This is a genomic window from Micromonospora sp. NPDC050784 (genome assembly GCF_044456765.1).
GTDB classification, from domain to species: Bacteria; Actinomycetota; Actinomycetes; order Mycobacteriales; family Micromonosporaceae; genus Micromonospora; species Micromonospora foliorum.
This window is the reverse complement of sequence record NZ_JBITGG010000006.1, coordinates 26,292-51,225: the sequence shown is the minus strand read 5'-3', so window position 1 is coordinate 51,225 and position 24,934 is coordinate 26,292. Positions and strand designations below refer to the sequence as shown.

Here is a 24,934-nt window from a genome sequence, read left to right as displayed (position 1 = left end):
GCGTGGCTCTCACTCACCGGCTGCCGGCGCTTCTCGTCGGGCGGTCTCCCAGACCGGCCGCTGGGGCTCGTCGTTGTGCACGACGATGTCGGCATGCTGGGTCGGGCGGGCCGTAGCGAAGTAGAGCTGCTGCGAGGGGATGTACCGCTCGCGCCAGCGTCGTTCGATGTCGGCCCGAGTTGACGCCCGGCGCTCTCGGATCAGGGCACGATCCACTGTCTTCTCCAGTGCCGTCGACACGAAGATGCGCAGGTCCCACCGGTCGATCAGTTCGGGGCGCAGGAGGAAGACGCCGTCGAAGACGAGCACGGCGTCGGCCGGGGCAGTCATGACCGGCGGGGACAGCACGGCATCCGAGGCGCGATCGTAGACCGCGGGTTGGATGCGTCGATCCCCCTCCGGCCCGAGCGGATCGAGCAGGACCCTGTTCAGCGCGTCGTTGTCGTGGGCGTCGTGGTAACAGCCTTCGGCCGAGTACTCGCCGCGCGGATAGCGCTGCGCCCGGGGGAAGAGGAAATCGTCGATCGTGGCGCGGATGACGTCACGGCCCTGCTCGCGCAGGACGACGGCCAACTCGTCGGCGAGGGTGGTCTTGCCGGCGGCGGGCGGTCCGTCGACGGCAACCCTCGTCGGGTGGGCGACTGCGATGGCCCCGACTGCCTCAGCCAAACGCCCGATCAGCTCGTCGCGAGTGCCTTGGACCATGCCACCATCCTGCCGGGTCTATTGGCGCGGGGGGGCCGAAGCATCAGCAGCTTGAGAATTGTCGATGTCTGGCTGTAGCGTTCCGCCAGTGGGACGGCTGGTGGACCGGCACCGTGACCTCGCCGGGTGGCTGGTCACGCCGCTGCTCACCCTGGTAACGGCTCCAGTATTGGCCTGCTTCATCGGGGTGTTGGGAAGCCTCGTGGACCACAACGGCCCGCCGGCGCTGTGCAAGAAGGCCATCGCTGAAAACATGTGCGAGGAGACCAGCCTCGGGGTGGTCGGCGCACATGTGGTCATCTCGGGCGCCATGTGGTTGCTGCTCTGGGTTATCCCGTGGTGGCGAGGTCTTCGCACGGTGCGCGTTCTGCTGGCCATCGCTGCGACCGTCGTTCTCGTACTCCTGCCAGTGCGAATGTTCAACTGGTCCTGACACGCCTGACAATCGCGCGTCGCGTTTCGGAGCATCCTGCGCTGGGGCGAACTGGCCGCGCTACGCGTGGTGGGGCCTATCGTCAGCGCATGCCGCCAAAGGTGATCTTCTTCGACCTCGGAGGTGTGGTCTGCCGGTTCCGTCCAGAACTGCGACTGGCCGCTCTCGGCGAGGCGTGTGGGGTAAGTGCCGAACAGGTCGAGAGCGTGCTGTACGCGTCCGGGCTCATCGAACGGTGGGATCGCGGCCTCGGCTCGTCGGCGGAGATCCACCGCACAGTTCGGGAGGGTCTGGGATACCGGGGGGATCTCGCGAAGCTCCACGAGATCTGGTGCCGTGCCTTCGATCCGGATCCGCAGGTGCTGGAACTGGTGGACGGCCTGCGCCCGCTGCGAACGGCCCTGCTCACGGACAATGATCCGCTGCTTCTGGATGCGCTCCCGGATGTGCTCCCCCAGGTTGCCTCCCGCTTCGATGCCCTGCTCTTTTCTTGTCGGCTTGGAGCTACCAAGCCCGATCCGGGCGTGTTCAACCGGGCACTTGACCTGATGGGCAGCGCCCCGAGCGAGGCGGTGTTCATCGACGACAAGGCCGCGAACGTTGCCGGCGCCCAGGAGTTGGGCATTACCGCGATACGGTTCAGCGACCCCGCTGAGTTGGGCGCTGCGCTGAACAGGCTCCTGGCACCGTGAGCGCGGACAATGCCGGGCGACAAGCTGCGGTGCGGGGTGTGGCTTGTCGGGAGCTGGCCGCAGGGACGACAGCGGCCCCCGGTGATCCTCGGTATGTGAAGAGGCTGGCGAGGTCCCGGATTGCCCGGCTTCCGGTAGGGCTACGGGTCGTGCTGCTGCGGCCTGAGGGCGCTGGTCCGGACCTTGATGCGGTCCGTCCGGGTCGGTGGCAGCATGGCTGACCAGGTAGAACGGCTGGTGGGGCGGGCGGGACTCGAACCCGCGACCGAGGGATTATGAGTCCCCTGCTCTAACCGGCTGAGCTACCGCCCCGAACACCGCGCCGGATCTTATCCCGCTCGGCGGTCAGCAGCCAGCACCGAGCCGGCCGGCGCCCACGCCTGCACCAGCACGATGGGCAACAGGAATATAACAGCGTGCTCGGGTACGCCTGTCAGCCGGCGCGCAGCTCGTCGAGCACGGCGCCGGCGGCGCGCCAGCCGCTGGTGAGGGCGCCCTGGATCGATGGGCTGTCGCGGTGGTCGCCGGCCACGAACAGGCCCTCCCCCATCGCCACCGGCTTGCGCAGCCGCCCCTGCGGCGGTGGGGCGGCGGGTAGCGCCTCCGGGATGGCAACGGTGGTGAGGTGGGTCCAGTCGGCGGTGGAGCGGCCGTACAGCCGGGTCAGCTCGGCCCGGATGGTCGGCTCGGGTGGGGCCGTCGGGCCGACCACCGAGGTGGCGATCAGGTGCCGTCCGGTGGGCGCGTACGTCGGGGCGGCGTTGCTGAGCACCACCGTGTTGGCGACGAGTTCGCGTCGGTCGCCGTCGACGAGCAGGATCGGCTCGGTGAGCGGCGGCTCGGGGGCGCTGTGGTAGTAGGTGGTGTAGCTGTGCATGCGTACCCTCGCCAGGGCCGGCAGCAGCGCGGCCGCGGCGGGCGGGTCGACGGCGACCACGACGGCCCGGCAGCGGATGTCGCCGGCCTGGGTGCGGACCCGGCCCGAGGTGACCTCCGCGACCGGGGTGTCCCGGTCGAGCAGGTCGGCGGGCAGCGGTGCGGCGATGGCCCGGGGCAGCGCGGCCATACCTTCGGCGGGCAGGCCGATCCGGCCGCGGGCGAAGGAGCGCAGCACCATCGCCAGCACGTGACTGGAGGTGGAGAGTTCCCGTTCGATGAACACACCGGACAGGAACGGTCGCAGCAGCTCCTCGATGATCGCGTCGGAGAGGCCGGCGCGGCGCAGCGCCGTCTCGGTGCTGGTCTCCGGCGCGGCGAGCAGCCGGGACGCGGGCAGGGTGGCGCTGCCGGTGGCGAGCGCGGCGAAGCGCAGCCGGTCGAGCAGGGAGCCGACGCCGGCGAGCGCCGTGCCGGGCCCGCCGGTCGGCTCGCGCAGCGGGTTGACCAGCCGCAGCAGGTTGTCGCCCTTGCGGACCAGCACACCGGAGGTGAAGTACCCGAGGTTGAGCTGGTCGGTGTCGAGCAGCGTGCCGAGGCGGGGGTAGGCGGTGTTGAGCACCTGGAAGCCCCGGTCGATGAGGTAACCGTCGACCACGTCGGTGGCGACCCGGCCGCCGAGCCGGCCGTCGGCCTCGACCAGCCGCCAGGGCACGCCGGCGCGGTGCAGCCGGCGGGCGGCGGCGAGGCCGGCCAGGCCGCCGCCGACGATGACCACATCGGTTTCAGCCAGCACCGCGCGCCTCCCGCTCACCGGTCGCCCGGGACAACCGGCCCGGCCACCAGATCTTCGGCCCGATGTCGTACGCGAGTGCGGGTACCAGCAGCGACCGGACGATGATGGTGTCGATCAGTACCCCGATCGCGACGGCCGTACCCAACTCGACGAGTATCACCAGGGGCAGGACGGCGAGGGCGGAGAAGGTCGCGGCGAGCACGATGCCGGCGGAGGTGATCACACCGCCGGTGACGGCGAGGCCGGCGAGCACCCCGGCGCGGGTGCCGCGCTTGACCGACTCCTCGCGGACCCGGCTCATCAGGAAGATGTTGTAGTCGATGCCGAGCGCGACCAGGAAGACGAACGCGAACAGCGGGAACGACGAGTCCACGCCGGGGAAGTCGAAGACGTGGCGGAACAGCAGCGCGCAGAGGCCGAGGGTCGCCGCGAAGCTGAGCAGCACGGTGGCGATGAGCAGCAGCGGGGCGAGCAGCGCACGCAGCAGCAGGGCCAGGATCACCGCGATGACCACCAGCACCACCGGGATGATGACGTTCTGGTCGCGCTTCGCGGCGTCCGAGGTGTCCACGTTGATCGCGGTGAAGCCGCCGACCACCGCGTCCGCGCCGGGCACCTGGTGTACGGCCACCCGCAGCTCGCGGATGGTCCGCTCGGCGCCGTCGCTGTCGGGTGGGTCGGCCAGGGTCGCGTCCAGTTGCACCCGCCCGTCGACGACCTTCGGGGCGGCACTCGGATCGGGCGGGCCGGTTTGCGGGCCGGCAGTGAGGGGGCGGACGTCGGCAACGCCGGGCACGTCCTTCGCCACCTGGGCGACCTGTCGGGCGGTCTGCTCGGTGGTGAAGATGGTGGCCGGGCTGCCGGTGCCGGCCGGGTAGTGCCGGGAGATCACCTCCTGGCCGTCCACCGAGTCGGTGCGCTGGGTGAACAGATCCGACTGGCCGAGGGTGGTGGCGCCGAGCTGGGTGAGGCCGAGCGTCAGCAGGGCCAGCACGACGGCGGTGCTCAGCCAGATCGGGCGGGCGTGCCGGGCCACGAAGCCGGCGACGCGGCTCCAGATGCCGTGTTCGGCCCGCGGGTCGGCCTGGTCGGCTCGGGGCCGGCGGGGCCAGAACGCCCACCGCCCGCCGAGCACCAGCAGCGCGGGTAGGAAGGTGAGCATCACCAGCAGGGTGGCGGCGATGCCGATGGCGGCGACCGGGCCGAGCGCCCGGTTGGAGTTGAGGCTGGACAGCAGCAGGCAGAGCAGGCTGACGATGACAGTCCCGCCGGACGCGATGATGGCCGGCGCGGCGCCCTTCCAGGCGGTCTTCATGGCGTCCCACGGGCGGTCGTGCCGGTGCAACTCCTCCCGGTAGCGGGCGATCAGCAGCAACGCGTAGTCGGTGCCGGCACCGAAGACCAGCACGGTGAGGATGCCCTGGGCCTGCCCGTTGAGCTTGACCACGTCGGCGTCGGCGAGCAGGTAGACGAAGACCGAGGCGAGTGCGTACGACATCCCGGCGGCGAGCAGCGGAAAGATCCAGAGGACCGGGCTGCGGTAGACGATCAGCAGGATGACCAGCACCACGACCAGGGTGACCAGCAGCAGTGGTCCGTCGATGGCGGAGAAGACCTCGATCAGGTCGGCGAGCAGGCCGGCCGGGCCGGCGACGTCCACGGTGAGGCCGCCCCGGTCACCGCCGGCGATGTCGCGCAGTTGCTCGACGACCGCGCCGATCTCCTCGCCCTCGGCGTCGTCCACCGGTACGACGACCTGGAGTGCCTGGCCGTCGTCGCTCGGGATGGGCGGGGGCAGGGGGGTGACCACGCCGGGGATCTGGGCGAACCGGGCGGCGTCGGCGCTCACCCGTTGCCGGTCGGTGTCGGTGATCCCGGCGGGGCGCTCGTAGACGACAAGCGCCGGGATGGTCTGCCGGTCGACGAACTCGCCGGCGAGGTCCTGGGCGCGGGTCGCCTCGGCGTCGGTGGGCAGGAAGGCGGCGTTGTCGTTGGTGGCGACCTCGCTGAGGCGCCCCGCGTACGGGCCGGCCACGCCGCCGATCACCAGCCAGGCCAGCACGACCGCCACCGCGATCAGCGTGGCCTTGCCGCCTCGTCCGGACATGCACTCACCCCAAGGATCGACGCATCAATCGACGCAGCGGGAGCCTCAGTCGACATCGACCATCCTGCCGGGCAAGCAGGTCGCAGGTGGGTGAAACCGGGTCACACACACGAAAACGCCCGTCGGCCGGTTGGCTGACGGGCGTACGTGGGAAAAGCTCCCCCGATTGGACTCGAACCAATAACCTGCCGGTTAACAGCCGGCTGCTCTGCCAATTGAGCTACAGGGGATCGTGCTCCGCCCGACTTCGGATCTCCCCGACGCCGTGCGACGGGACAAGAGTACAGGACTTCCCCCGGTGGTGGTCCAGTGGGTTCCCTCCCCGCCGTCGCATTGACAATAGGGGTAAATCGCCATCCCGGCACAAGCATGCTTGAGCGGAGAGCAGGATGGGTAGTTAGCTGCGGACAGAGGACGCAGGCGCGAACAGGTCGCCTTCCGACGGGGCAACTCGCCGGCGGCGACGGCGCGTCAGGTACGGAAGGAGCCGCCATGCGCGGAAAGATCATGTTTCTTGGCGGGCTGGCTGCGGGATTCGTCCTGGGCGCCCGTGCCGGCCGGGAAAAGTACGAAGAGCTCGTGGTCCGGGGCCGCAAGGTGCTCGACCACCCGACCGTCCAGGAGGCGGCCGGGGTCGCGCAGGCCCAGGCCAACAAGCTCTACAGCGAGGGCAAGGACAAGCTCGGCCAGACCAAACTGGGCGAGAAGCTGGGCACCGGCAACGGCAGCACCGGCAAGCAGGAGCTGACCGCCGCCGACGACGCGTTCGCCGGCACGCCCGCCACCGTGGGCGCCAAGGCGGGCACCAGCACGGTCGGCACGACCTCCGGGTCGCCGTCGTCCACGAACCCCCGCACCAAGCCGTCCGGCTCGGGCACGAACGCCAGCACGCTCTGACCCATCGCACGTCGACGGGCCGGTCGCCGCAGGGCGACCGGCCCGTGGTCTGTCCGACGTGCGGTCAGTCCTTGCTGCTGAACGCCGCGTCGAAGGCGGCGCTCGGTGCGTCGAAGGCGAGCCGGCGGACGAACTGCAACGCCTCCGGGGCGCCGACCAGCCGGTCCATGCCGGCGTCTTCCCACTCGATTGAGATCGGGCCGGTGTAGCCGATCGCGTTCAACGCGCGGAAGCAGTCCTCCCAGGGCACGTCGCCGTGGCCGGTGGAGACGAAGTCCCACCCGCGCCGCAGGTCGGCCCAGGGCAGGTGCGAGGCGAGCCGGCCACGCCGGCCATCCCCGGTACGCACCTTCGCGTCCTTGCAGTCCACGTGGTAGATGCGGTCGGCGAAGTCGAAGATGAAGTTCACCGGGTCCAGCTCCTGCCACACGAAGTGCGACGGGTCCCAGTTCAGCCCGAACGCGGGCCGGTTGCCGATCGCCTCCAGCGTCCGCTTCGTCGTCCAGTAGTCGTACGCGATCTCGCTCGGGTGCACCTCGTGCGCGAACCGCACCCCCACCTCGTCGAACACGTCGAGGATGGGGTTCCACCGGTCGGCGAAGTCCTGGTAGCCGCGCTCGATCATCGACGGCGGCACCGGCGGGAACATCGCGAGGGTGTGCCAGATCGACGAACCGGTGAAGCCGACGACCGTCTTCACCCCGAGCTTCGCCGCCGCCCGCGCGGTGTCCTTGATCTCCTCGGCGGCCCGCTGACGAACCCCCTCGGGCTCCCCGTCGCCCCAGATGCGGCCGGGCAGGATGTCCTGGTGCCGCTCGTCGATCGGGTGGTCGCAGACCGCCTGACCAACGAGGTGGTTGGAGATCGTGAAGACCTCAAGGTTGTGCTTCGCGAGGGTCTCCCGCTTGCGCTCGACGTACGAGTCGTCGGCGAGCGCCTTGTCGACCTCGAAGTGGTCGCCCCAGCAGGCGATCTCCAGACCGTCGTAGCCCCACTCGGAGGCGAGCCGGCAGACCTCCTCGAACGGAAGGTCGGCCCACTGGCCCGTGAAGAGCGTGATGGGTCGCGCCATTGTCCTTCTCCCCTGTTGTGATGGGGATTCCATGTGCGGACCGGGGCGAGGGTGACCGGACGTACGCGGCACGCGGGCGGTCACCGGTGGGTGCGGAACACACCTGAGCTCGGCGGGTTGCGCCTCCCACCGGGTCACCGGCCACCAGCACGGTAGCCGCCCCCCACCCTATTTCCGCACTACCCCATCGGGGAAGCCCTGGGGTCGGCCGATCATCCGATCATTTCCTCGGGTGCGGGCAGGACAGCCCGTACGGTGAAGCCGCCACCGGCGCGCGGGCCGGCCGAGAACGTGCCGCCGAGCCGCTCGGCGCGCCTGCGTACCCCCAGCAGACCACGACCGGCGGCCGGCGTGCCACCGCCGGACGGAGTGGGACCGGCGCCCTCGTCGCGGACCTCGATGGTGATGCCCGCGGCGTCGTAGCGCAGGCGGACCCCGACCGGGGCGCCCGGCGCGTGCCGGCAGGCGTTGGTGAGCGCTTCCTCGATGATCCGGTACGCCACCACGTCGACCGGGCCGGGCAGCGGCCGGGGTTGCCCGGCCATGGACCACCGCACCGGTTGACCGGCGGTGAAGCCCTCCACCAACGCGCCGAGACGGTTCAGGCTGGGCGCCGGCTCGGACGGGTCGTCGGGCTCGTCAGGCCGGCCCAGCGCACCGAGCAGCTGATGGCCCCGCGCCAGCACCGTCCCACGCCACTGCGCCAACAACCCCATGCAGGTCAAGGTACGGCAGCCGGCTGTGAGCCGGGCCGCGGGCATCCGCGGGTCGGCGGGCGAATAAGTACGAGCGTGATGCCTCTGAGTCATCAAGATGACTCAGAGGCATCACGCTCGTGCGGGACACCGCTTCCCGACCCGCCGTCGCGTCGGCCGCCAGGGCACGCCGGCCGGGCTACGTCGGCACCCGGGCCGGGTGCCCGAAGGGGCCGACGCCGGAAGCGGCGGCCCCTCCAGGCTCAGTCGGTCAGGGCAGGGTCCACTTCTGGTTGGCCGCGTTGAGGCAGGTCCAGAGGTGCACGATGGTGCTGTCGGCGGAGTTGTTGCCGGAGACGTCCAGGCACTTGCCCGACGACGGGTTGCGCAGGGTGCCGTCGGACTGGGCCGCCCAGTTCTGCGCGCCACTGCCGTTGCAGGTCCAGAGCTGGATCTTGGTGCCGTCGGCGGTGCCACTGCCGGAGACGTCCAGGCACTTGCCGAGCGCCTTGATCGTCGAGTTCGGCGTCACGGTCCAGGTCTGCGCCGTGCTGCTGTTGCAGGTGTAGATCTGGATCTGGGTGCCGTCGGCGGTGGCGCCGTTGCGCACGTCCAGGCACTTGCCGGCGAGACCCTTGATCGGGCCGACCCCGGTGCCGCCCCCGCTGCCCTTGACCAGGGTGAAGTCGTCCACGTCGAACAGCCCCGTGCCGCTACCGGTGAAGGTGAGGTAGAGGTTCTGGGTGCCGGACGGGACGTTGGACAGCGCCGTGGTGACGTTGGCGTAGGTCGTCCAACTGCCCGTGTTGGGCACGGCGACCGAGCCGAGCACCGGGCCGGTCGCCGAGCCGGTGCGCACCTGGATGGTGCCACCCGCGCCCCCGGAGACGACCCGGGACGTGAACGAGGTGACCCCAGTCAGGTCGACCCCGTTGTACGCGGCCCAGTCGCCCGGGTCGATGTAGCCGATGGTCTGCCCACCGTTGGCGCCCGCCTTGGTGAACGCGGAGACGCCGTTGGCCGAGCTGAACGCCTCGGCCTGGATCGTGCCGGTGGGCGGCGGCGTGGTGCCCAGCTCCTTGATCCGGATGTTGCGGAAGGAGGCGTCGTCACCGGTGCCGTGGTTCTGGATGCCGATGTGACCGGCCAGCGAGCGGACCGGGTTGGTGTTGGTGAAGTCGTTGATCTTCACCCCGTTGAGGAAGATCTGCAGCCGCTCGCCCTCGACCAGCAGCTCGTACGTGTTCCACTCCCCCGCCGCGTTCAGCGCCGCGTCACGGGCGGCGATGTCGGCGGACTTGAAGGTGTAGACCGCGCCGGTGGTGCGGTCGGCCGCGTCGGTGGCGTCGATCTGGATCTCGTAACCGTTGTCCACCGCCGACCACGGGTCACTCGACGGTGGGAACCCGATGAAGATGCCGGAGTTGTCGTCACCGGCCAGCTTCCAGTCCAGCTTCAACGAGTAGTTCGTGAACTGCTTGGCGTTGTACCAGTACAGCCCCATGCCGCCGACCGAGGTCAGGGTGGCGTCGGAGTTGGTGAAGCTGCCCGGGCCGGCCTGAGACCAACCGGCCGTCGAGCCGTTGAACAGCGGGGTGTAGCCGGTCTCGGGCCGGCAGTCGGCCTTGCTCCGACCGGAGGCGTACCGGATGCCGCCGAGCAGGTGGTTCCGGAACCCGGACTCCGCGTACGACGCCTGGGTGTGCCCCGCGCCGGTGTAGAAGGACCGGCCGCCGCTGTAGCTCTTGCACCAGCTCAGCGGGTGGTCGGCGCCCATCCCGCCGCCGGAGTACGACGACTCGTCCAGGGTGGCCAGCACGTGAGCGCTCGACCGGGCGTTGGTGCGGTAGTTGTACCACTCGTCGGTGCGGATCCAGGTCTGCGGCAGGTGCGCGGTCGCCGCGTGACCCCGGTCCTCCACCTTCATGTTGGCCTGCTGGATCGCGGGGTGCGAGGCGAACCACGCCCCCACGAGGTTGCCGTAGAACGGCCAGTCGTACTCGGTGTCGGCTGCCGCGTGCACGCCCACGTACCCGCGGCCCGAGCCGATGTACGACTCGAAGGCGGTCTGCTGGCTGGCGTTGAGCACGTCGCCGGTGGTGTTGAGGAAGACGACAGCCTCGTACTGGTTGAGGTTGCTCGTCGTGAACGCGGCGGCGTCCTCGGTCGCGGTGACGGTGAAGTTGTTCGCCGCGCCCAGGTCGCGGATGGTCTGGATGCCGACCGGGATCGCGTCGTGCCGGAAACCGGCGGTCTTGGAGAAGACCAGCACGTCGTAGGGGGCGTCGGCGGCGCTGGCCGGGGTGGCCGGGGTGGTACAGGCGATGACGGCTAGTGCGGCCATGGCCGCACCGAGGACGGGTCGCAGGCGTCTGCGCATATCGCTCTCCTAATTGCGGTTAGGAGGGGCCCCTCGCACCACACTAGGCGCTGTCGAAGGGCCCCTCCAGCCAGCTCAGGGCAGGGTCCACTTTTGGTTGGCGGCGGCGGTGCAGGTCCAGAGGTGGACCACCGTGCTGTCAGCGGAGCTGTTGCCGGAGACATCGAGGCACTTGCCCGACGACGTGTTACGCAGCGTGCCGTCGGCCTGGGCGGCCCAGTTCTGGGCCGCGGTCCCGTTGCAGGTCCAGAGCTGGATCTTGGTGCCGTCGGCGGTGGCGCCACCCGACACGTCCAGGCACTTGCCCAACGACTTGATGGTGGAGTTGGGGGTGACCGCCCAGGTCTGCGCGGCACTGCCGTTGCAGGTGTAGATCTGGATCTGCGTGCCGTCGGCGGTGGCGGCGTTGCGCACGTCCAGGCACTTGCCGCCCAGGCCCGTGATCGGCCCGGCCCCACCGGCCGGGGGCGTCCCGGTGACGAAGGTGAAGGCGTCCAGGTCGTACAGCGCCCCGGTGCCCGACCCGGCGAAGGTCAGGTAGAGCGTGGTCGTGCCGGTCGGCGGGCTGGTGATCGTCCCGGTGACCGTGGTGAACGTTTCCCAGCCGCCGGTCACCGGGACCGTGGCCGAGCCGAGCACCGTGCCGGTGGCCGAGCCGGCCCGGACCTGGAGGGTGCCACCGGCACCCGCCGAGGAGACCCGGGCGTTGAACGAGGTCACGTTGCCCAGCCGGTACGGCTGGAACGCGATCCAGTCGCCGTTGTTGATGTCACCGACGGTCTTGCCACCCTCGGCCGGGGTCTTGCTGAACACGTTGACACCGGACGAGGTGCCGTAGAACTCGGCCTGGCGGTGCCGCGGCGGCAGCGTGTGCTGGGTGTGCGTGGTCAGCCCACCGGCGTCGGTGTACTCGGCGTCGAAGATCGCGAAGATGTTCGCCGCGTCGTCGTGCTCACCGTCGACCGGGATGGTGATCGAACCCGAGCAACCGGTCTTCGAGGTGATCTGGTGCCCGTGCTGGTCGTGCCCGAGCACGTAGGTCATCTTGACCTTCGTGCAGTCGATGGTGCCGTCCTCCGGGTCGGTCACCGTGATGCTGTAGGGCACCGTGTCCCCGAAGCTGAACAGCTGACCGTTGCCCGGGTTGTTGATCGTGACGGTGGGCGCGGTGTTGCCGACGCTGATCTGCACGCTGCTGCTGCCGGTGGCGCCCTGCGGGTCCCGCACGGTCAGCGTGGCGGTGTAGGTGCCGTTGGCGCTGTAGGTCTTCGTCGGGTTGGCAGCGGTCGAGGTGGTCCCGTCGCCGAACGCCCACGAGTAGGTCAACGCGCCGCCCTCGGGGTCGGACGAGCCGGCCGAGGAGAAGGTCACCGCGAGCGGGGCGGCACCAGAGGTGCGGTTGGCGCTGGCTTTCGCGGTGGGCGCCCGGTTGCCGCCGCCGACGTAGTCGAAGCGGTAGAGCGCCGAGTTGGCGTCACCGTTGAAGTAACCGGTGCCGTAGTCGAGCACGTAGTACGCGCCGTCCGGACCGAACGCCGAGTCCATCACCTGCTTGCCGACCCAGGGGAAGGTGTCGATGGTGCCCCGGGAGCCGTCGGAGTTGACGTGGATCGGCTTGATCCAGCCCCGGCCGAACTCGGTGGCGAAGAACTGCCCGTCGAACGACTGCGGGAACTTGGTGGTGGAGGTCGACGAGGCGTTGTACCGGTAGACCGGGCCGCCCATCGGCGACTCGGAGCCACCGCCGAACTCGGTCGGGGTGCCGGCGTCGCCTGCGTACCGGATCCAGGCCGGCTGGGCCGGCGGCAGGGTGGTCAGGCCGGTGTTGCGGAACGAGTTGTTGGTCGGCCCGCCGGTGCAGTTGTACTTCGCGCCGCTGGCGTTGGTGCCGAAGTCGAACTCGTTGTACGTCTCGGTGGAGGTGTTGGTGCCGGTGCAGTACGGCCAGCCGTAGTTGCCCGGCGCGGCGACCCGGTTGAACTCCACCTGGCCGGACGGCCCCCGGGTGGAGCTGGTGGAGCCGGCGTCCGGCCCGTAGTCACCGACGTAGACCACACCGGTGGCCTTGTCGACGCTGATCCGGAACGGGTTGCGGAACCCCATCGCGTAGATCTCCGGCCGGGTCTTGGCCGTGCCGGGGGCGAACAGGTTGCCCGACGGGATGGAGTAGGTGCCGTTGGCGTTCACCTTGATCCGCAGGATCTTGCCGCGCAGGTCGTTGGTGTTGCCGGCGCTGCGCTGCGCGTCGTACGCGGGGTTGCGGTTGGTCCGCTCGTCAAGCGGTGAGTAGCCGGCCGACTCGAACGGGTTGGTGTCGTCGCCGGTGGACAGGTAGAGGTTGCCGGCGGCGTCGAAGTCGATGTCACCGCCGACGTGGCAGCAGATGCCACGGCTGGCCGGGACGTCGAGGACGTCGACCTTGCTGGACTGGTTGAGCGTGAAGTCCGAGTTGAGGGTGAACCGGGAGAGGCGGTTGACCCCGTCGAAGGCCGAGAAGTCGGTGCCGGTGGCCGGCGCGTCGCCGCCGGGGGTGGAGAGCGGCGGGGCGTAGTAGAGGTAGATGTAGCGGTTGCTGGCGAAGCCCGGGTCGACGCCGACGCCCTGCAGCCCCTCCTCGTCGTGCTGGTAGACCGACAGGGTGCCGACCACGGAGGTGGTGCCGTTCGCGTCGGTGCGGCGCAGGGTGCCGTTGCGGGCGGTGTGCAGGACCGAGCGGTCCGGCAGCACCGCCAGTGACATCGGCTCACCCATGTCGGTCACACCGCGGGCCAGCTCGACCTGCTGGAAGTCGCTGGCGACGATGGTGTGCGCCTGGGCGGGGGCCGCCCCGGCGGCGAGTGTGACCGTGCCGGCGGCGACCGCCAGCAGCAGCGCTGATCCGGCGGAGAACCATCGTCGGGACCGTTGTCTGGGAGCGTCCTTCATGGACATCTGTGCTGTCCCTTCCTGACGAGTGACTGCCAGGCCGGGCGCGCGCCGTCGCGCCGGATGCCGTAGCGGTGATGGGGGTCGATGGGTTACCGCGCCGCCGGTTCACCTCGACGAAACATTGTCGTGTTGGTCACGACACTAAGTCGCACGTGTCGATGTGTCCATACCTTCCGGCGGTTCAGCATCAACTTTTGTCGATTTGATCGAAAGTCGCCGGTCAGGCGCGTCGGTCGATCGCCTGCCCGGCCAGCGCAACCAGGGCCGCGCGGGCCTCGTCGGCCACCATGGCGCTCTGCAGGGCGGAGAGCGCGGCCTCGGTGCGGACCCGGATCATCTGCTCGATCCGCTCCCGCGCACCGGTCGCCTCGATGATGTCGCGTAGCTCCGCCGCGCCGTCGGCGTCCAACGCCGGGTTGCCGAACAGCTCCCGCAGCCGGATGGTCTGCGGCCGGTCGGCGGCGCTGCGGGCCAGCGCCATCATGACCGTGGGCTTGCCCTCACGCAGGTCGTCCAGGACCGACTTCCCGGTGACCGCCGGGTCACCGAACACGCCCAGGACGTCGTCGCGGAGCTGGAACGCGTCACCCAGCGGGTCACCGAACTCGCCCAGCGCGGCGATCAGCTCCGGCCCCGCGCCGGCCAAGGCCGCGCCGATCTGCAACGGCCGGGTGACGGTGTAGCGGGCAGCCTTCATCCGGATCACGGTGAGCGCGCTGGCCACCGAGCCGTCGCCCACGCCCGACACCAGGTCCAGGTACTCCCCCGCGATCACCTCGGTACGCATCAGCGCGAACACGCCGTACCCCCGGTGCACCTGTTCGGTGCTCAGGCCGCACTCGTGGAACATCTGATCCGACCAGGCCGCGCAGAGGTCTCCGCAGAGCAGCGCGGTGTTGCGGCCGTACGCCTCGGGGTCACCACGCCACGACGAGCGGGCGTGCAGGTCGGCGAAGAGCCGGTGCACCGACGGCTCACCCCGGCGGCGGTCGCTGCCGTCCAGGATGTCGTCGTGGATCAGCGCGAACGCGTGGAACAGCTCCAGGGCCGCCGCGGCCACCACGATCGGGGTGCCGTCGGCCGCCCCGGCACCGCGCCAGCCCCAGTAGCAGAAGAGCGGTCGCAACCGCTTGCCACCGGCCAGCACGAACCGTTGCAGCGCGGTGAACACGCCTCGCGGCGCTCCATCCGGCCAGTCCGGGCCCTGCCGGCTGAGAAACCCGGCCAGTTCGGCGTCGAAGCGTGCCCGCAGCTCGCTGGCGTCGGTGGGCGCGACGGTGACCGTCATGCCCCCTCCCCCGAGCCGCCCGCACCGCCGGGGCTCAGCCCGGCCAGCTCCAGCAGCAGCGCCTTGACCTCGGTCGCCGCGATCTTGTCCCGGGCCGCGCTCGGGTCGGAGCAGAGCAGCACCGGGCCGTCCGCCGGGTCGTCCGGCAGCCGCCCGTGCGAGCCGCGCACCGCCCGCGCGCCGGCGTCCAGGCCGACAGCGCTGATCAGGTAGCGCATGCCGAGCTTCTTGCGGGCCAGGGCCACCCCGGCGCGGGCCTTCGCGGCACCGGGGTTGGCCGGGTCGAAGAACAGCTCCGCCGGGTCGTAACCGGGCTTGCGATGGATCTCCACGAGCCGGGCGAAGTCGGGCGCGTTGGCGTCGTCCAGCCAGTAGTAGTAGGTGAACCAGGCGTCCGGCTCGGCCACCAGCACCAGCTCACCGGCGCGCGGATGGTCCAGCCCGTGCGCGGCCTTGCCCTCGGCGTCGAGCACCTCGGCCACCCCGGGCAGGCCGGCGCAGAGCTTCGCCACCGCCGGCACGTCGGCCGGATCCTTGACGTAGACGTGCGCGATCTGGTGGTCGGCGACCGCGAACGCCTTCGACGTCCACGGGTCGAGGTACTCCATGCCCGCCTGGGTGTGCACGTGCAACAGCCCCTCGGCGCGCAGCAACCGGTTGACGTCCACCGGCCGGGACACGTCGGTGATGCCGTACTCGGACAGCACCACCACTGTGGCGTCCCGCGCCCGGGCGGCGTCCAGGAGCGGGCCGAGCACCGCGTCCAGCTCGGCTGCCGCCGCGGCGGCCTGCGCCGACGAGGGACCGAAGCGTTGCAGGTCGTAGTCCAGGTGCGGAACGTAGACCAGGGTCAGGTCGGGTGACACGTCGGCGAGGATCTGCTCGGCGGCCTGGCAGATCCACCGCGACGACGGCAGCCCGGCCGTCGGCCCCCAGTAGGTGAAGAGCGGGAACGTGCCCAACCGCCCGGTGAGCGCGTCGTGCAGCTCCGGCGGGTCGGTGTAGCAGTCCGGTTCCTTGCGCCCGTCGGCGTAGTAGACCGGGCGGGGCGTCACCGTCCAGTTGACGTCCGCGCCCATGGCGTACCACCAGCAGACGTTGGCCACGGTGTAGCCGGGCTCGGCCCGACGGGCGGCCTGCCAGAGCTTGTCCCCGCCGACCAGCGCGTTGTGCTGCCGCCACAGCAGCACCTCGCCCAGCTCCCGGAAATACCACCCGTTGCCGACGATCCCGTGCCCGCTGGGCGGCTCGCCGGTGAGGAAGGTGGACTGCACCGAGCAGGTCACCGCGGGCAGTACGGTGCCCAGCTCGGCCCGGAAGCCGCCGTCGGCGACCCCCCGCAGTCGAGGCATGTGCGCCAGTAGTCGGGGCGTCAACCCCACCACGTCGAGGACCACCAGTCGCCGGCTCATCGCGTCACCCCCATGCTCACGGTTCGCTCTGCGGTCAGCCCGAGGCCGACCAGTTCGTCCCGGGCGAAGGCCAGCTCCGCGGCGATGCCGGCGGCCAGCTCCGCGTCGGTGCCGGGCCGTCGTGCGGCCGGCAGCACCCCCCAGGTGTACGTCTCGACGTCGAGGTGGTCGCACCCGGCGGTCGGGCCGTCGAAGAGCGCTCTCAAGGCCGCGCGGAGCACCGGCAGGGTCGAGCCGAGTGGTTCCTCGGGTGGGGCGTGCAGGGGCACGTGGTAGTGCACCCGCCACGGGCCGGGCAGCGCCCGGTCCAGTGCCTCGTCCAGGTCGTCGGCCGCGTACGCCGGGTCGGCCGGGTCGGCCAGACCGGCGCAACCGGCGCCCCGGGTCTGGTGCAGGAAGCGTGGCTCCACCCAGCGGCGCAACGCCTCGGCCCCGCCCTCCGGGTCGGCGGCCTCGACGGCGGCCGAGACCTGCACCTTCACCACCGGCAGTCCGGCCGCCCGCAGTCGGTCCAACGCCTCGGCCGGCTCCTCCCAGGCGCAGGCCAGGTGGGCCAGGTCGACGCAGACACCCAGCCGGTCGGTGTCCATCCCGGACAGCAGCTCGGCCGCCTGACCGGTGCTCTCCACCACACAGCCGGGCTCCGGCTCGAAGGCGATGCGCACCTCGCGGCCGGTGTCGCGCTGCACCGTGGCCAGGCCGGCGGCGAGCTGGTCCAGCCGGCGTCGGGCCGCGTCGGCCCGGCCGGTGTCCCAGGGTTGCCGCCAGGCCAGCGGCAGGGTGGAGATCGAGCCCCGGGCGGCGTCGTCGGGCAGCAGGTCGGCGAGCACCCGGGCCAGGTCCAGGGTGTACGTCAGGCGCTGCTCGGTGGTCCAGTCCGGGTGGTACACGTCCTGCTTGACCACCGGCGCCTGGAAGGCCGCGTACGGGAAGCCGTTGAGGGTGACCACCTCCAACCCGCGCGCGTCGAGTTCGGTGCGCAACCGGCGGCGTAGCGTCGGGTCGGCGGCCAGCTCGGCGGCGACCGGGGCGGCCAGCCACAGGCCGAGCCCGAGCAGGTCGCTGCCGAGCGCCTCGCGGACCGGCACCGCGTAGGTGTCCAGTTGACCGAGGATGCCGGCGAGGTCCTCGGCGGGGTGCACGTTGGTGCAGTAGCCCAGGTGGACGGTCTCGCCGCCGGCATGTCGCAGCCGCATCAGCTGCCGCCGCGCAGGATCGAGTTGCCGGTCTGCGGGTCCACGGCGGCGGCGACGTCCAGGTCGCTGAGGTCGAGCCGCCCCGACTGCCCGTAGAACTCCACCGGGTTTCGCCACAGCACCTTGTCGACGTCGTCGTCGCTGAAGCCGGCCGACAGCATCGCCTCGCCGGTGGCCCGGGTCAGTAGCGGGTCGGAGCGCCCCCAGTCGGCCGCCGAGTTGACGAGCATCCGTTCGGTGCCGTACTCCCGCAGCAGCTCGACCATCCGCTGCGGGGTCATCTTGGTGTCCGGGTAGATGGAGAAACCCAACCAGCAGCCGCTGTCGCGGACCAGCTTGACGGTCACCTCGTTGAGGTGGTCGACCACCACCCGACCCGCGTCGATGCCGGACTCGGCGACCACGGCGAGGGTCCGCTCGCAGCCGCGCGCCTTGTCCCGGTGCGGGGTGTGCACCAGCGCCGGCAGGTCGTACGCCACCGCGAGGGCGAGCTGCGCCGCGAACGCCTCGTCCTCCTCGGGCGTCATCGAGTCGTACCCGATCTCGCCGACCGCCACCACCGCGTCCTTGTCCAGGTAGCGGGGCAGCAGGTCGAGGACGGGGCGGCAGCGCGGGTCGTTGGCCTCCTTGGGGTTCAGCGCGATCGTGGCGAAGTGGCGCACCCCGAACTGCCCGGCCCGGAACGGCTCCCAGCCGATCAGCGAGTCGAAGTAGTCGGTGAACGAGGCGGCACTGGTGCGGGGCTGACCCAGCCAGAACGCCGGCTCCACCACCGCGCGTACCCCGGCGGCGGCCATCCGTTCGTAGTCGTCGGTGGTGCGTGAGGTCATGTGGATGTGGGGGTCGAAGATGCGCATTCACGCCTCCCGGGGCAGTGCGGCGGTGAGCCGGTCGAGCAGGTCGGTGGCGTCGGCGGGCAGCTCCCGGCCGGCGGCGTGCCGTTCGGCGGCCAGCGCGGCCAGCATCGCGGCCAGCTCGCCGTCCGCCCGGGTGTCCAGGTCGGCCACGGCGGCCAGGGGTACTCCGCTGAACACGCACTTGAGGACCGCCTGTCGCCAGGCGGCCGGGTCGAGGTGCCGGGCGTACGGGCCGAGCGCGGCGGCGACCAGCCGGGTGTCGTTGGTCCGGATCGCGTCGTGCAGCAACGCCACCGCGTCGGCGCCGATCGGCAGCAGCGGCAGGGCGCGCAGCACGGCTCGTCGTTCGGCCGCGTCACCGTGCTGGTAGAGGCGCTCGGCGTACGCCGCGTGGTCACCGGGCAGGCTGGTGAGCAGCAGCACCCGGGCCGCGTCGTCGGCGGTCCAGCCGGGGGCGTCGGGCAGCGCGGCCCGACCGCAGCGTCGGCCGACGGCGGGAAAGAGCCGGGTGATCGCGGTGGGCTCGGTGGTGACCCGGCGCAGCGCCGTGTCCAGCCAATCGGGATCGGGTACGCCTCCCAGCGCGGCCCGTAGTGAATCCGGTGTCATCCCGTCTCCTCCCCTTGTTGCTACGCAGGCACCCCAGGAATGTCTGCGGGCAGTTCGTCCTTCGTGCGGCCGGCCAGTGCGGCGGCACGAAGGAACTCGATCGACCGGGCGGCCACGGCGGGTGCGGCGTGCGAGTCGCGGGGCAGCTCGACGGCGACCAGGCCGCGGTAGCCGGCGTCGCGCAGCGCGGCCAGCACCGGCGGGAAGTCGATCTCGCCGACGCCGAACTCCAGGTGTTCGTGCACACCCCGGCGCATGTCGTCGATCTGCACGTTGACCAGGTGACCGGCCACCTCGGCGACGCACTGCGGCACCGGCCAGGGCTCCAGGCACCGGCAGTGGCCGATGTCGAGGGTGATGCCGAAGCGCGTCGGGCCGTCGAGAGCGGCGTGCAGCCGACGCCAGTCCGCGATGTCCTGCACCAACATGCCCGGCTCCGGTTCGAAGCCGAGGGTGACGCCGGCGGTGTCGGCCGCGTCGACCACTGTGGCGCAGCCGGCCACCAGCCGGTCCCAGGCGCACTGCGGTGACACCGCCTCGGGTCGGACACCGGCCCAGAACGAGACCGCCTCCGCGCCCAGGTCGGCGCCGATCCGCACGGCCCGGCGCAGGAACTCGATCCGCCGGGTCGGGTCGTCGTGCAGCAACGTCGGGGCGTGCTTCTGCCACGGGTCGAGCAGGTAGCGGGCCCCGGTCTCGATGACCACCGCCAGGCCCAGCGACTCCAACCGTCGAGCGACAGCGGCGACCCGGCGGGTGAGCCCGGGCGCGAACGGGTCCAGGTGGTCGTGGTCCAGGGTGAGCGCCACCCCGTCGTAGCCGAGGTCGGCGATGACGGCGAGCGCGTCGTCGAGACGGTGGTTGGCGAAGCCGTTCGTGCCGTACCCGAGGCGCAGCGTCGTGGCGTCGGCGGCCGGCGCACCCGGCCGGGGCTCGGGAACGCTCATGTCGGGGAGACCTTCCGGGCCAACCGTCGGCCCAGCGGCGCGGCCGCCGCGACGGCCACCCCGAGCAGCCCCGCTCCACCGCGCGCGGTGAGGGCCCCCTGGAGGGCCGGCAGCCCGGTGATCCCGGCGCCGACGGCCGCGCGGACCCGTCCAGCCGACGGGTCGCGGACGACCTCGGCCTGGGCCGCGCCGTACCGGGCGGCGTACCAGCCGGCCAGCACGGCGGGCAGCACCGCGGCGATCGTGGCCGAGCGGCTGCGAGCCGGGCGTACCGCGACCTCGGGGCCCGCGTCGGCCCGGTCGGTGACCCCGGCCCGGTCCGCCGTTCGGGGGGCGGCGCGTCGGGTGCCCGGCACGGCTACGGCGGCACTGGCGGCGACCAACGCGGTGCCGGCGAGGGTGCGCATCGGCAGGGTGGCGTCGGCGCCGGTGACCTCCCGGCGGGACAGCGCGGTGACCGTCCAGGTGTGCGCGGCGACGGTCGCCGCCGCCGGCAACGCCCGGGCCATCCGGCCGCCGGACGCGCCGAGCAGCACGTCCAGCCCCCGGCAGGCGGCCATCACGGCCGGGCCGGCGGCGGTGTTCTTGGCCAGCAGGTCGTACCCCCAGATGGTGGCGGCCAGCGGCACGGCGAGCGCGGCGGCGCGGCGACCGCCCACGGCGGCGGCCAGGCCCACGCCGGCGGCCGTGAGGCCCGCCGCGAGACCGACCGCGGCGGCCGGGGTGACGCGTCCGCTCGGGATCGGCCGCTCGGGCCGTTCCTCGGCGTCCAGGCGCCGGTCGGCCCAGTCGTTGGCGGCCATGCCGGCCCAGTAGAGCAGCACCGACGCGCCGGCCAGGGCAGGGGTACGCGGGCTCAACGCGCCGGCCGCCGCGGCTCCGGCGATCACGTCGCCGGGCACCGAGAGCGCGGCCGGTGCCCGGACCAGCTCGGCGAGATCAGCCAACGTTGTCATGGATACCGTCCCCGCCGTCGTGCAGGTGCCGGGCGAAGGCCCTCAACCGGGCCCACTGCTCGCCCAGCGAGTGGGTGGGCGAGCCCAGCGGGTCCTTGAAGAAGAAGCCCAGGTCGGCCAGCGGCCCCACCTGCCCTGCGGCATGCGCGGCGGCGGTGAGTCGGGCCAGGTCGAGCACCAGCGGCGCGGCCAGCGCGGAGTCGCAGCCGTGCCAGGTGAACTCCATCCGCATGCCGGTGCCGAGGAAGCCGCTGAAGGTGATCAGATCCCAGGCGGTCTTGAAGTCGCCCAGGTCCTCCACGTACTCGATGCGGGTGCCGCCCTGCGGGACGTAGCCCAGCGTCTCGCCGAGCACCCGCTGCTTGCTCTGCACCTTCGCCGCGTTCGCGGCCGGGTCGGCGAGGGTGGCGCCGTCGCCACCGCCGAGCAGGTTGGTTCCGGACCAGGAGCGCACGTCCAGGTTGCGCATCGCGAACATCGGCGCGAGCACCGACTTGACCAGGGTCTCCCCGGTCTTGCCGTCGTGCCCGGCGTACGGCAGTCGGGCCTCCTCGGCCAGCGCGGCCAGCGCCGGCAGCCGCAGCCCGGTGGAGGGGGTGAAGTCGACGTACGGGCAGCCGGCGAGCACTGCCGCGTAGGCGTAGAGGGAGCTGACCGGCAGCACCTCGTCCGGCCCGTCGAGGGCGGCGCGCAGCGCGGCCGGGTCGGCGTGCCCGGGGTGCGGTCGCGGGGCCGGCTCGGTGGCGGAGACGTTGACCACCACCACCCGGTCCAGGTCGTGTCGCTCGCGGAAGCTGGTGAGGTCGCGGACCACGGCGGCGGCCCGATCGGCCTGGGTGACGCCGGTCGGTGCGGGGCGCAACTCCTGATCAACGACGCCCAGCTCGTCGCGGAGCGCGGCGACCAGCCGCCAGGGGATGACACCGGCGTCGGCGAGGGCCTCGGCGCGCTTGCACAGCGGGGTGGTGGCCAGGTCGTGACCGCCGAAGACCAGATCGGCGAAGGCCGGCAGGGCCGGGCCACGCAGCTCGGGAAGCTCGGTGACGCAGCCGGTGGGCCCGGCCAGGCCGGCCCGCAGCGCGAGCCCCCCGACGATGCTGGTGGTCGCGACGGATCCGCGCGCTCCTACCAGCCAGACACCTGTTCGCATGGTGCTCCTTCCCCGTCCACGAGGAACCGTCGGTACCGCTAAATATAGGAATATCAGAATATGTTTCGGAAAGATACGGCCGGGTTTCGGAAAGTTTCGGGCCGGGTGGATGGGCCCCGTCCGCCCGCCCCGCACCGGGACAGCACCGGCATCCGACGTCGGCGTCGGCGGCGACGACGCCGGACCGGATCCCGGCAGGTGCGAGCAGACGGGGCTGGTAGGCAGGGTCGGGTCGGCGTCTCGACCCTGCCTCCCCCGCATCCGGCCGGTCGGGGCGTCTGGCATGCCCCGGCCGGGCGTCTCAGGCCGCCGCGCCCACCGGAGAACCGACCGCACCACGACCCGCCGGGAACCGGCGAGCGGGTGCGGTACGGGTGGGGGCGACGGCGGGCGGTGTCATCAGGTCCTCCGGAACGTCACCGGTGGTGGCGGTCCTCCGGTGCGGCCGGGGAATCCCGGTCCGGTCGCACCGGACGACCGTCCTGCTCGTGCGCCACCGGGCCGTACGGCCCGGCTGCACGCTCTCCGATGCCGACCTCTGGCCCGGCCACGGGGCGCAATCCGTGGCTGGTCCCTCGCCGGTCGGCTTCGGAAAGCCGGTCGGGCGACGGCGGTGCGAACACCGCCGTCGCGGATGGTCAGTGTCAGACGACCGCCGCGGTCAGCGTCGGTTCCACCTCGGCCCAGGAGGAGCCGAGCTCCGCCGAACGGGCCACCGCGTCCAGCACCAGCTGGACCTGCAACGCGTCGGCGAAGGAGGGAGTCGGGTCGACGCCGGTGGCGACCGCCTCGATGAAGTCGCGCATCTCGTGCGTGAACGAGTGCTCGTAGCCGATGATGTGGCCCGGGGGCCACCACGCCGACATGTACGGGTGCTCGCCCTCGGTCACCAGGATGCGGCTGAAGCCCTGCTCCACGGCCGGACGGGTCGCGTCGTAGAACTCCAGCTCGTTGAGGCGCTCCAGGTCGAAGACCACGCTGCCCAGCGAGCCGTTGATCTCGACACGCAGCGCGTTCTTACGGCCGGTCGCGAACCGGCTCGCCTCGTACGTGGCCAGGGCGCCACCGTCGAGCCGCGCCACGAAGACCGCGGCGTCGTCGACGGTGACAGTCCCGGTGGGCGCCGAGTGGCCGTCGACCGAGGCCGCCAGACCGCTCGACTCGGCCGGCAACGGCCGCTCCTTGACGAAGGTCTCGGTGACCGCGCTGACGCCGCTGATCCGCTGACCCGTGACGAACTGGGTCAGGTCGATGATGTGCGCACCGATGTCACCGAGCGCGCCGGAGCCCGCCCTGTCCTTCTGCAACCGCCAGACCAGCGGGAACTGCGGGTCCACGATCCAGTCCTGCAGGTACGTCGCACGGACGTGTCGAATCACCCCGAGCCGTCCGTCGGCGACCAACTGGCGCATCATCGTGACCGCGGGGACCCGGCGGTAGTTGAACCCGCACATCGACCGCACTCCGGCGGCCCGGGCGACGTCCGCCGCGGCGGTCATCGCCCGTGCCTCCTCCACCGAGTTGGCCAACGGCTTCTCGCACAGGACGTGCTTGCCCGCGGCCAACGCGGCGAGAGCGATCTCGGCGTGGCTGTCGCCCGGGGTGCAGATGTCGACGACGTCGATATCGTCCCGGTTGATCAGGTCACGCCAGTCGGTGGTGTACGCGTCCCAGCCGAGTGTGTCGGCGGCGTCGGCCACCTTCGCTGTGTCTCGGCCGCAGATCAACGCCATCCGGGCCCGCGCCGGCAGGTCGAAAACGCGGTTCACGGTGCGCCACGCCTGTGAGTGCGCGGCGCCCATGAACGCGTAGCCGACCATGCCGACCCGCAGTTCTTTGTCTGTCGTGGACAAGGTGGGTCTCCCCCCGGTATGTCAGAACCCGAGCTTGTCGTAGCTGCTCGCGTTCTCCTTGGTGATCGTCTCCGAGGCCAGGGTCACTTCCTTGGGCACCTGCAGCTCCGTCAGGTCGCCCAGGCCCCGACCCTGCGCGATGAGCCGCGCGAGCGAGACCGCCGAGGAGGCCATCGACGGGTTGTAGGTGACAGTGGCCTTCAGCACGGTGTTGTCGGCCTTGATCGCGTCGATCGCGAGCTTGGAGCCCGCGCCGCCGACCATGAAGAACTCCGACCGGTTGGCCTGCTTGATGGCCGCGAGCACACCGATGCCCTGGTCGTCGTCGTGGTTCCAGATGGCGTCGATCTTCGGCAGCGCCTGGAGCAGCTGGGACGCCTCACGCTGGCCGCTGTCCGAGGTGAACTCGGCCGAGCGACGGTTGGTCACCTTGAACCCGTACGTCGCCAGGGCGGCCTTGAAGCCCTCGCTGCGCTCGACGGTCAGCGGGATCTCCAGACCGGCGATCTCACCGATGACCGGGTTGGCGACGCCCTTGTCCTTGAGCATCTTGCCGATGTAGTGCCCGGCCGAGACGCCCATGCCGTAGTTGTCGCCCTTGATGACCAGCCGCGAGGCCAGCGCGTCGGGGAACGCCCGGTCGAGGTTCACGATCGGGATGCCCGCCTGCATCGCCTGGAGGGCAACGGCGTTGACCTCCTTGCCGTCGTGCGGCAGCACGACGATGATGTCCGGCTTCTGGGCGATCAGCGTGCCGAGCGTGGAGCGCTGGGCCTCGGAGTTCGACCCACCGTCGACCTCCTTGAACTCCACGTCCGAGTACGCCGCGGCCTGCGCCTTGGCGTTGGCGTGGATCGCGCCCATCCAGCCGTGGTCGGCGGCCGGGGCGGAGAAGCCGATGACGACCTTCTTGCCGGGGGCGTTGTTGCCTTCACTGTTTCCGGCGGCCTTGGTCTGCGTGCTGGCGGCCGGGGTGTCGTTGCTGGTGCAGGCGGTGAGGAGGGTGGCAGCGCCCACTGCGGCTCCACCGAAGAGCAACCGGCGGCGCGACAGGTCGCGACTGTGCTGGGTCATGAATGACCTCC

20 protein-coding genes and 2 tRNA genes are annotated in these 24,934 nt (G+C 71.4%); 3 read left to right on the top strand and 19 right to left on the bottom strand.

Annotation, left to right across the window (positions count from 1 at the left end; genetic code table 11):
• Positions 1-9: 9 nt before the first annotated feature.
• Positions 10-705: a cytidylate kinase family protein gene (locus ACIBD9_RS10080; protein ID WP_396716277.1), complete on the bottom strand. Its 696-nt coding sequence runs from the start codon at positions 703-705 to the stop codon at positions 10-12.
• 88 nt (positions 706-793) lie between these two features.
• Between ACIBD9_RS10080 and ACIBD9_RS10075 the strand changes: the two genes are divergently transcribed.
• Both ACIBD9_RS10075 and ACIBD9_RS10070 read left to right on the top strand, forming a co-directional pair.
• Positions 794-1,138, top strand: coding sequence for a hypothetical protein (locus ACIBD9_RS10075; protein ID WP_396716275.1), 345 nt, complete (start codon positions 794-796; stop codon positions 1,136-1,138).
• 89 nt (positions 1,139-1,227) lie between these two features.
• Positions 1,228-1,830, top strand: coding sequence for an HAD family hydrolase (locus tag ACIBD9_RS10070; RefSeq protein ID WP_396716273.1), 603 nt, complete (start codon positions 1,228-1,230; stop codon positions 1,828-1,830).
• A 235-nt stretch (positions 1,831-2,065) separates the two neighbouring features.
• Here the strand turns inward: ACIBD9_RS10070 and ACIBD9_RS10065 are convergent.
• From ACIBD9_RS10065 to ACIBD9_RS10050, 4 genes are all read right to left on the bottom strand, one after another.
• Positions 2,066-2,142, bottom strand: a tRNA-Ile gene (locus ACIBD9_RS10065).
• A gap of 121 nt (positions 2,143-2,263) precedes the next feature.
• On the bottom strand, positions 2,264-3,502 hold the full coding sequence (locus ACIBD9_RS10060; RefSeq protein WP_396716271.1) for an FAD-dependent oxidoreductase: 1,239 nt from the start codon (positions 3,500-3,502) through the stop codon (positions 2,264-2,266).
• Positions 3,492-5,609, bottom strand: coding sequence for an MMPL family transporter (locus ACIBD9_RS10055; protein ID WP_396716269.1), 2,118 nt, complete (start codon positions 5,607-5,609; stop codon positions 3,492-3,494). The genes ACIBD9_RS10060 and ACIBD9_RS10055 overlap by 11 nt, the downstream gene beginning before the upstream one ends.
• 157 nt (positions 5,610-5,766) lie before the next feature.
• A tRNA-Asn gene (locus ACIBD9_RS10050) sits at positions 5,767-5,839 on the bottom strand.
• A 262-nt stretch (positions 5,840-6,101) separates the two neighbouring features.
• On the opposite strand from ACIBD9_RS10050, the gene ACIBD9_RS10045 reads away from it, so the two are divergent.
• A complete protein-coding gene (locus tag ACIBD9_RS10045; protein ID WP_334509634.1) occupies positions 6,102-6,506 on the top strand; it encodes a hypothetical protein in 405 nt (134 codons plus the stop codon).
• A gap of 64 nt (positions 6,507-6,570) precedes the next feature.
• On the opposite strand, the gene ACIBD9_RS10040 is transcribed toward ACIBD9_RS10045, so the two are convergent.
• The 14 genes from ACIBD9_RS10040 to ACIBD9_RS09975 form a co-directional block, all read right to left on the bottom strand.
• Complete coding sequence (locus tag ACIBD9_RS10040; RefSeq protein ID WP_088949630.1) at positions 6,571-7,578, bottom strand: sugar phosphate isomerase/epimerase; 1,008 nt, start codon at positions 7,576-7,578, stop codon at positions 6,571-6,573.
• 212 nt (positions 7,579-7,790) lie between these two features.
• Positions 7,791-8,294, bottom strand: coding sequence for a sensor histidine kinase (locus tag ACIBD9_RS10035; RefSeq protein WP_396716267.1), 504 nt, complete (start codon positions 8,292-8,294; stop codon positions 7,791-7,793).
• A gap of 250 nt (positions 8,295-8,544) precedes the next feature.
• Positions 8,545-10,653, bottom strand: a complete 2,109-nt coding sequence (locus ACIBD9_RS10030) for a ThuA domain-containing protein (RefSeq protein WP_396716265.1) — start codon at positions 10,651-10,653, stop codon at positions 8,545-8,547.
• A 75-nt stretch (positions 10,654-10,728) separates the two neighbouring features.
• Entirely contained in the window at positions 10,729-13,584 is a 2,856-nt protein-coding gene (locus ACIBD9_RS10025; RefSeq protein WP_396716263.1) for a PQQ-dependent sugar dehydrogenase, read from the bottom strand.
• 217 nt (positions 13,585-13,801) lie between these two features.
• Entirely contained in the window at positions 13,802-14,869 is a 1,068-nt protein-coding gene (locus ACIBD9_RS10020; protein ID WP_396716261.1) for a polyprenyl synthetase family protein, read from the bottom strand.
• Positions 14,866-16,281 carry an alkaline phosphatase family protein gene (locus tag ACIBD9_RS10015; RefSeq protein ID WP_396716259.1) on the bottom strand — a complete coding sequence of 472 codons (1,416 nt, stop codon included), beginning with the start codon at positions 16,279-16,281 and terminating at the stop codon, positions 14,866-14,868. The genes ACIBD9_RS10020 and ACIBD9_RS10015 overlap by 4 nt, the downstream gene beginning before the upstream one ends.
• Entirely contained in the window at positions 16,278-17,477 is a 1,200-nt protein-coding gene (eboE, locus tag ACIBD9_RS10010) for a metabolite traffic protein EboE (RefSeq protein ID WP_396716257.1), read from the bottom strand. The genes ACIBD9_RS10015 and eboE overlap by 4 nt, the downstream gene beginning before the upstream one ends.
• A complete protein-coding gene (locus ACIBD9_RS10005) occupies positions 17,477-18,334 on the bottom strand; it encodes a TatD family hydrolase (RefSeq protein WP_396716255.1) in 858 nt (285 codons plus the stop codon). The genes eboE and ACIBD9_RS10005 overlap by 1 nt, the downstream gene beginning before the upstream one ends.
• Positions 18,335-18,943, bottom strand: a complete 609-nt coding sequence (locus ACIBD9_RS10000; protein ID WP_387172044.1) for an EboA domain-containing protein — start codon at positions 18,941-18,943, stop codon at positions 18,335-18,337.
• Positions 18,944-18,963: 20 nt separating this feature from the next.
• A complete protein-coding gene (locus ACIBD9_RS09995) occupies positions 18,964-19,890 on the bottom strand; it encodes a sugar phosphate isomerase/epimerase family protein (protein ID WP_396716253.1) in 927 nt (308 codons plus the stop codon).
• A complete protein-coding gene (locus ACIBD9_RS09990) occupies positions 19,887-20,846 on the bottom strand; it encodes an SCO3242 family prenyltransferase (protein WP_396716251.1) in 960 nt (319 codons plus the stop codon). The genes ACIBD9_RS09995 and ACIBD9_RS09990 overlap by 4 nt, the downstream gene beginning before the upstream one ends.
• Complete coding sequence (locus tag ACIBD9_RS09985) at positions 20,830-21,996, bottom strand: inositol-3-phosphate synthase (RefSeq protein WP_396716249.1); 1,167 nt, start codon at positions 21,994-21,996, stop codon at positions 20,830-20,832. Before ACIBD9_RS09985 ends, ACIBD9_RS09990 begins: the two co-directional genes overlap by 17 nt.
• Before the next feature lie 644 nt (positions 21,997-22,640).
• Positions 22,641-23,816: a Gfo/Idh/MocA family protein gene (locus ACIBD9_RS09980; protein WP_396716685.1), complete on the bottom strand. Its 1,176-nt coding sequence runs from the start codon at positions 23,814-23,816 to the stop codon at positions 22,641-22,643.
• Positions 23,817-23,870: 54 nt separating this feature from the next.
• Positions 23,871-24,923: a substrate-binding domain-containing protein gene (locus tag ACIBD9_RS09975; RefSeq protein ID WP_387172051.1), complete on the bottom strand. Its 1,053-nt coding sequence runs from the start codon at positions 24,921-24,923 to the stop codon at positions 23,871-23,873.
• Positions 24,924-24,934: the final 11 nt, after the last annotated feature.